This is a genomic window from Bacteroidota bacterium (assembly GCA_030706565.1).
Lineage (GTDB): Bacteria > Bacteroidota > Bacteroidia > Bacteroidales > JAUZOH01 > JAUZOH01.
The window spans coordinates 1-7,464 of sequence record JAUZOH010000190.1 but is presented as its reverse complement, the minus strand read 5'-3'; the positions used below and the strand labels follow the sequence as shown (position 1 = coordinate 7,464).

Sequence of the window (7,464 nt, the reverse complement as noted above, 5' to 3'; positions counted from 1 at the left end):
AAAGCGAAATCATTGGGAAACAGATCATTTATGTACCTGTGCAGACTGCAAAAGCCTATATGAATTTAAGTTACAGGCAGTTTTATCTTGCTTATTCTGCCGGATACACTGGCCAGCGTTATTCTTCAGAGAATAACGATATCTACAACCGTATGTCTTCTTTTATCTGTTCCAATGTATATGCGGGTTATACGTTTAAAATCCGGGGCGTAGACGGAGGACTTCAGTTTAAAGTATCCAACTTATTTGACCAGCAATATCAATTGATGCCCGGATACGCTATGCCGGGAAGGACATATTACGTAAGCTTGAATTTAGGAATAGATAAACGCAAATATTAATCATTGCTTTTATTTTATCTTCCTTTATTAATTTTCACTGCGTAATGGGGCGATTGATATGTCTTTGAAGCAAAAGATAGGGTAAAAGCCATAAAATTTAACTCAAATGAATAGATTTAAACAAATTTTAACAGGTGTCATTTTAATTCCGTTTCTTTTTATTTCCTGCCAGAAGGAAAATAACAATGACCAGTTGACTGCCGGATTGCTTCATGGTGCTTTTATTTCAAATGAAGGACTTTATGGCGCCGGTAATGGTTCGGTAACTTATTTTAATTCCGATTCAGACAAAGTAACCTCAAATCTTTATTATCAGGCCAATGGACGCCAGGCCGGTGATGTGGTCCAGTCATTCTGTGTTTATGGCAACAAGGGATTTCTGGCTGTTAATAATTCAGGCAAACTTGAGGTGCTGGACATGAAGAGTTTCAGGACCCTCGGAGTAGTAGCTGCAACTTATCCCCGTTATTTCCTTCCTGTAGATAGTACCAAAGGTTATCTGACCAATGGAATTTACGGCGGTGTTTATGTTGTGGATCTTAAGAATTATAAAATTACGAATACCATTGCTGTTGGTGTTGAACCTGAAAACCTGATCCGGGTTGGCAATTACGTTTATGTGGCAAATGGAAATTATGGCAATGACAATACCGTTTCAGTAATAGATATGTCAACCGATAAAGTTGTAAAAACCATCACGTTAAGTGATGGAACCGTAAATCTCGTGGCTGATGCCAACAATAATGTCTGGGTTTTATGCGAGGGCAAGGTGGTATATGATGCCTCCTGGACTAAAATTATCGATGAAACTGATTCAAAACTGGTATGCCTTACAAATAATCAGATTTCTAAATCCTTTGTAATCGGCCATACCGGTGATGGTTTTAATCCTGTTTCCATTGCCATAAGTCAGGATAAGAAAACGGTTTATTTTGCTGAAAAAGATGGTATTTATCAGATGCCGGTTTCTTCAACCACAATCCCGTCCAAGCCTTTTATTTCAACTTCAACTACTTCTTATTCTTTTGAACCTGGCACAGTCGGGGTTAATCCTGCAAATGGTGATATTTATGTTTTACAGGTTACCAGCTATGCTGCAAATGGAAAAGCATACGTGTTCAACAAAAGTGGAGTACTCAAAACTTCTTTTGATACAGGTATCGGACCAAACGGGGTAACTTTTAATAATTAAGCCTCATCTATGTTATTTTAATAATTTCCGGTGTTTTGAAAAAACTGCCTATATTTACTTGCTGGTATAATTTTTGAAGCATATTAGGAACCATAAAATATTAAATGAAACAGTCAACCGTCATTTTCTTTTTTTTGTTTAATCTGGCATTCCCTTTATTCGGGCAGATCAGTTATGGCGGTATACCTGAAAGTTTTAAGTACAATTTAAAATCGGCTGTTACCCTGATTGATCTACCCCAAGTGGATACTCTTGCCCTTATAAGGGAAGATAATGAAATAAAAGCCAACAGGCAAAAGCCATTCAGGTTTGCCAAAACTTTTACAGTGAATTATAATACAGTCAACTCGGGAGCATGGAGAACCTTAGCCAATGGAGATAAGATATGGCAGATTGAGTTGCGTTCCAAAGGGGCTCATTCATTGAATGTTATTTTTAATGATTTTGAACTTCCCGTAGGGGCAAGGGTTTTTGTGTATGATGAGAAAAGAACCCAGATACTTGGGGCATTTACTGAAAAGAATAATAGTGATTCGCATATTCTTCCTGTATCTCCAATACGGGGAGATGATCTGGTGGTTGAATACTTCGTGCCGTCGACCTGTAATAATAACGGTAAGTTGAGCATTGGACAGGTTGCTCATGATTACAAAAATATTTTCAGGCATGTATCCTTAAAGGACGGAAACTATGGCCGTTCGGGCAGTTGTCAGGTTGATGTTTCATGTGATGCCGGCAAAAACTGGCAAAATGAAAGAAATTCAGTATGCAGGTTAATCATCAATGGCAATACCCTGTGTACAGGGGTACTTCTTAACGATGCTTCGGGAGATGGAAAGCCATACCTGCTTACAGCCAACCATTGCGTGGATACTAATGATAAAGCATCTACCTTGCTGATGGCCTTTGAATACGAGAGCCCTTATTGCGGAGGGCCTGATGGCGTTACCACAAAATCTCTGACCGGAGCAAAATTATTGGCCACAACCGATAAAATTGATTTTGCCCTGGTTGAACTGAGCACTGTTCCTCCCTTTTCGTACCATCCCTATTTTGCAGGGTGGAACAGGGATACTACTGCACCCCAGTCAGGGACTATCATTCATCATCCGGAAGGAGATGTGAAAAAAATTTCATTTGACAATAACCCCTTAATAACCGGGAATTTTGGGGATACTTATGACCAGAATTCACACTGGTTTGTAGCTCATTATAATATGGGCAGTACAGAGGGCGGATCTTCAGGAGGACCATTGTTTGATCAGAACCATAAAATAGTTGGCGTTCTTACCGGAGGTGATGCTAATTGTACAAGTCCTGATAAAGATTATTATTCAAAATTCAGCCGTGCATGGAGCGATTATTCAGCTTCTTCGTCCCAGCTTGCTGCCTGGCTGGATGCGAACTCGACCGGAGTGACACAGATTGGCGGGCTTGATCCATATTCTGCTTTTAAACAGCAATGCGATACTGTTACTAATATTCAGTCAGGGGAAGAAGTTACGGTTTATCCTTTCTCCGGAGGATGGGGAAGCTGGACGGGACATAACTCCGGTAAATATAGCCGCTTCGCAGAAAAAATATCCGGATTTTCTTCATCAAACATAACCGGTGTCTTTTTAAATGTTGCAAAAGCTGCCTGGCAGTATGCCTATTCATCAATTGATGTGAAACTATGGGCAGGAGGCAATGTCCCGGGGAGTGAATTGGCTTCGGTTACAGTTCCCCTGGAAAACATGAAATATCCCGGGGATAATTTTGTGGAGTTTAATTCCGTTGTGACAGTCCAGGGCGATTTTTACGTTGGTTACGAAATAAATTACAATTATAAGGATACTTTCTCCTTATATCAGGCCAAAGACAGGGGCAGTACGGGTTTAAACTCAGCCTATGTCTATAGTTCTACCGGTTGGAAAGCCTTCAAGGATATGAACAATGGATTCAATACTGCACTTGATTTAAAGACCGTAGATTGTTCCTCAAAGAAATCAACCACTGAAACTGCGGTATCGCAAATTGAACTGGCAGCTTCCATATTTCCTGTCCCTGCAAAAGATTATCTTTATGTAAATATAGCTGAAACTTCAAATACCGATATAACCCTCAGGTTGTTTGATATCACCGGTAAAATGGTTTCTTCTGAGGTTGAACCAGGCGGTACTAGGACCATCCTCCTCGATTTGAGCCGGATAAAAAACGGCTTTTACGTGTTAAAAGTTAATTCGGGTAACAAACAACTTATTCGTAAAATTTCCGTGATCAAATAAGTCATGTTTCCCGATTTGGCCATATAGCTAATTAATAAAATGAATTTATTTTCAATGAGATTAAAAAAACGAATTTTAATTGTTCTCCCTTTTTGTCTTTTTTTATTTCTTACCTGTTCATGCAGGCAGCACAAAACAGGTTCTAACCTGAATGAAGCGACCCTTCATCCTCTCATATCTGTGAAATATGCAAAAGGATTTACCCTGGAGTACCATAAGGATTATAAAGTATTGGAAGTGTTTAATCCCTGGCAGTCGGCTCAGGGCATGCATTATAAATATATTTTAATACCCAAGGGGAAAAATATCAAGGAAAATTTCGGAGATGCTGAAATCATCAGGACTCCGGTGCAGCGAATTGTCTGCATGTCGACCACTCATATTGGCCTTATCGATTTAATTGATAAAACTAGCACCATTGTGGGTATTTCAGGTACTAATCTTGTGAACAATCAAAAATTAAGATACCGGATAGACCATGGGCAGATCCCTGATGTAGGTTACGAACAGAGCCTGAACTACGAGCGGATATTAAGCCTGAAGCCGGATCTGGTGATGACTTATGGTGTCGGCGGCGACATTTTGAATTATGTGAATAAATTTCACGAACTGGGCATCAAAGTGGTTTTTAATGCCGAATATCTGGAGAGTAGTCCGCTGGCCAAAGCCGAATGGGTAAAATTCATGTCGGCTTTTTATGATGAGGAAATAAAGGCCGATAGACAGTTCAAATCAATTGAAAAGGAGTACATCCAACTTGCAGGTATTGCCAGGGAGGCTAAAACCAGTCCAACTGTTTTGTGCGGTCTGCCCTGGAAAGACAAATGGTATGTTCCTGGCGGAGACTCATATCTGGCTACTCTTATCCGTGATGCAGGGGCAAATTATTTGTGGAGTGACAATCCTTCCCGCGAAAGTTTTCCACTTGATATAGAAACTGTTTATAACAAAGCTTCTCATGCTGATTACTGGATAAATTCAGGTGCGGCAAATTCATTGAATGAAATATTGTCTGTGGACCCCCGTTTGGAAAATTTCAAAGCTGCCCATTATGACAGGGTATTCAATAATAATGCTATTCTTAATGTAAATGGCGGCAATGATTATTGGGAGTCCGGAATCATACATCCCCAGGTAATCCTGAAAGATCTGATCAAAATATTCCATCCGGAATTGTTGCCGGGATATTCATTGGTCTATTACAAGCAGTTGAAATAATTTGCAAAAAGTAGGTCAGAAATAAAAACAAAACTCTTTTTTTGACCTATTTTTTTAATTATCGCGGTACCTTCTAAAGGTTATACTATAAACAAAATTTTGTTGCTATATTTGTTTATTGACCTATTAGAACCTTAACTGTGAAAAAGATTACTACTTTCTTTATTGCTCTTTTTCTGGGCATGGTCTTTGGCTATGCCCAGATGGTAAATAATAGATTTCAACATATTACCAGTGATGATGGCCTTTCTCAAAATACTATCCGTTGCATCCTTCAGGATAGAAAAGGTTTTATGTGGTTTGGAACCTGGAATGGCCTGGATAGATATGATGGTTATAATTTCAAGGTATATAAAAGTAATTCTAATGATAGAAACAGCTTATCTGGAAATTTTATCCATTCCTTGTGCCAGGATAGATTGGGAAATTTATGGATTGCTACGAACAATGGCCTTGACAAGTTTGTCCTTGACAAAGAAACCATAGAACATTACAGGTATAATCCGCATTCAAATAATTCAATCTCAAGCCTTAAAATTAATTGTATTATTCAGGATCACCTGGGTAATTTATGGATTGGTACAGACGACCGGGGAGTAGATAAATTGGTATATAGTTCAGACGAACAAAAATATATCAGGTTTAAACATTATTCTATGTCTCCCGGAATAAAGAGCACTTTCCCCGGTAACCAGGTATCAGCAATTTTAGAGGATAAATTAGGAAATATTTGGATAGGTACAAGTCAGGGGTTGTGCCGGTTTAATCCATGGAACGAATCTGTGAAAATTTTCCAGACCTCAGGAATCCGCACTTCAATTTCCAATAATCAGATTTTAAGCCTTTATCAGGATAAAAAGGGGATTCTGTGGGTAGGAACCATGTATGGATTAAACAAAAAAAGTATTTTTTCGGATCAGTTTACAAGATATTTCAATAACCCGGATAATAAATACAGTTTGTTTCACAATACGGTTACCAGCATTATTGAGGACAAAGAAGGTGATCTTATCGTCGGGACATTAGGCGGCATCTGCAAGTTTAACCGGAAGCAGAATAATTTCACGGGTTATAAGCACAGTTTGGATGATGTCAATAGTTTAAATAATGATTTTATAAATTGTTTATTCAGCGACAGGGATGGCATAATTTGGATAGGAACTGATAAAGGCGGAGTTAATAAATATAATATTTATCAGAAGAAATTTGAATATTACAGGAATAATCCTTCTGATAATAACAGTTTAAGCCATAATACGATTAATTCAATTTTTGAAGATCATAACTTTTTGTGGATAGGAACTGCAGGTGGGGGATTAAATTTATACGATAAACAGGAAAGATTATTCAGGCATTATGTGCATTTGCCACATCAGGCTAATTCAATCAGCAGTAATTTTATTACTGCTATTTTTCGTGATTCTGAGGGAAATACCTGGCTTGGCACGTGGGGCGAGGGTTTGAATAAGATCGTTGATCTAAAAAAACGAAATGGTTCTTTTATTTCCTATCAGCATAATGAAAATAACCGTTCCAGCCTGATCAATAATTTCGTTTCTTCCATTATGGAGGACAGATACGGAAATTTATGGGTGGGCACCCAGGGAGGGCTGGATATTTTTGACCGTAAAAACAAACGTTTTGTTCATCCTTTTAATAATAAGGCGGGGATACCGGCTTTTAATGAGGTGGGTTGTCTTAAGCAAGACAAGGAAGGGAATTTATGGGTAGGGACTAAATTTGGACTCTATGAAATTCCGGCTAAATATATTTTTACTTTTAATTATAACAATGCAAAAATTAAAACTGTTTATTACTCAAATAATTATTCTGATAAATTTAGCCTGAGTGGAAATTATGTAATTTCTATTGCCGAGGATAGTAAGGGGAACTTATGGTTTGGAACTTATGGAAATGGGGTGGATAAATTGGTTTATGGTAAAGATCATAAGAAATACTTTGTCAATTATACTGAGAATAATGGCCTCGCCAATAATGTCGTTTATGGAATTTTAGAGGATGATCAAGGTGACATTTGGTTTAGTACAGACAATGGTCTGTCAAAATATTCTCCTAAAACCCGGTCGTTTAGAAATTATTACGTAAACGACGGGTTGCAGAGCAATCAGTTTTATTGGACTTCCTGTTTCAAAAATCCGGAGGGCAAAATGTATTTCGGCAGTATTAATGGATTAACTGCTTTTAAACCTTCCGATTTGCATAAAAGTATGCAAATGCCCATACCTGTGGTCACTGATTTCAAGATTAAAAATATTTCTGTACCGGTAGGTGTTGGGGATGGGCATAAACTGGTATTGCAAAAATCCATTGCCTATACTCAGAAAATTGTACTTTCTTACAAGGATAATGATGTTTCCTTTGATTTCTCGGCAATGAATAACGTTTTTCCCGAGAAAAACCAATACGCTTATCATTTGGAAGGTTT

Annotated in this window: 5 protein-coding genes; all 5 read left to right on the top strand. The window is 38.2% G+C overall.

Going from position 1 to position 7,464, the window contains the following annotated elements:
* Positions 1–341: TonB-dependent receptor (locus Q8907_10350; GenBank protein ID MDP4274667.1), on the top strand; the 341-nt coding region annotated here is incomplete at its 5' end.
* 106 nt (positions 342–447) lie between these two features.
* Entirely contained in the window at positions 448–1,533 is a 1,086-nt protein-coding gene (locus Q8907_10345) for a hypothetical protein (protein MDP4274666.1), read from the top strand.
* Positions 1,534–1,637: 104 nt separating this feature from the next.
* Entirely contained in the window at positions 1,638–3,800 is a 2,163-nt protein-coding gene (locus Q8907_10340) for a T9SS type A sorting domain-containing protein (GenBank protein ID MDP4274665.1), read from the top strand.
* Positions 3,801–3,854: 54 nt separating this feature from the next.
* Complete coding sequence (locus Q8907_10335; protein MDP4274664.1) at positions 3,855–5,018, top strand: ABC transporter substrate-binding protein; 1,164 nt, start codon at positions 3,855–3,857, stop codon at positions 5,016–5,018.
* A gap of 140 nt (positions 5,019–5,158) precedes the next feature.
* The coding region (locus Q8907_10330; GenBank protein ID MDP4274663.1) for a two-component regulator propeller domain-containing protein at positions 5,159–7,464 on the top strand (2,306 nt) is incomplete at its 3' end.

What these genes read in the sequence shown, in the direction of transcription:
- Q8907_10345 (MDP4274666.1), top strand. Translation starts at nt 448, where the DNA reads ATGAATAGATTTAAACAAATTTTAACAGGTGTCATTTTAATTCCGTTT.
- Q8907_10340 (MDP4274665.1), top strand. Translation starts at nt 1,638, where the DNA reads ATGAAACAGTCAACCGTCATTTTCTTTTTTTTGTTTAATCTGGCATTC.
- Q8907_10335 (MDP4274664.1), top strand. Translation starts at nt 3,855, where the DNA reads ATGAGATTAAAAAAACGAATTTTAATTGTTCTCCCTTTTTGTCTTTTT.